This is a genomic window from Streptococcus sp. GMD6S, assembly GCF_000297015.1.
Map to the genome: position 1 here is coordinate 1 of NZ_AJRH01000266.1, position 535 is coordinate 535.

A 535-nucleotide genomic window follows, 5' to 3' on the forward strand; every position below is an offset into this window, starting at 1 on the left:
TATCATTCATCAGTTTTCCTTCTATTACTAAAAACTAACTTGGTGATCCACTGAAAAACGTGGCACTCACTCTTCCTCTTCAAACATCAGAGCATCCAGTTCTTCTCTCTCTGCCGCAATCTCTTCAAAAGTAGAAATAAGATTATTTACTATTTCTAAGGTGATAATACCAGTCGAATCCCTCATCGTAACCTTGGTCCCAATAGCACTCAACTCACGGATGAGTTCTCTAACCTTTTTCAATTCATCCAAATCTAACATGTCTACTTCTATCACCGTGTCATGATCTTTGATTCTGGATTGGATTAAAGAAAAAGGCAAGGATGAATGGTTTCTTAACAACTTATAGGTCCCTGACTTGTCACCTATAGAATCAATAAAAATAGCTAGCATCGTTTTTACTCCTTTATACTTGAAAACATCAGTATCCCATGTCTACAAGGAAAAGATATAAGCTTGAATCTCCTCTATCATGCATCGATTTGTCGTTCTTACTCTTATGGCTTGAAGCCATAAAGATAAAGCAAGCATAATA

The 535-nt window shown here is 36.3% G+C and carries 1 protein-coding gene; it reads right to left on the reverse strand.

Annotation, left to right across the window (positions count from 1 at the left end):
- Positions 1-66: 66 nt before the first annotated feature.
- Positions 67-393: a hypothetical protein gene (locus GMD6S_RS10090; RefSeq protein WP_000879673.1), complete on the reverse strand. Its 327-nt coding sequence runs from the start codon at positions 391-393 to the stop codon at positions 67-69.
- Positions 394-535 lie beyond the last annotated feature (142 nt).

Coding starts and splice junctions, on each gene's coding strand:
- GMD6S_RS10090 (WP_000879673.1), bottom strand. CDS start 393: ATGCTAGCTATTTTTATTGATTCTATAGGTGACAAGTCAGGGACCTAT.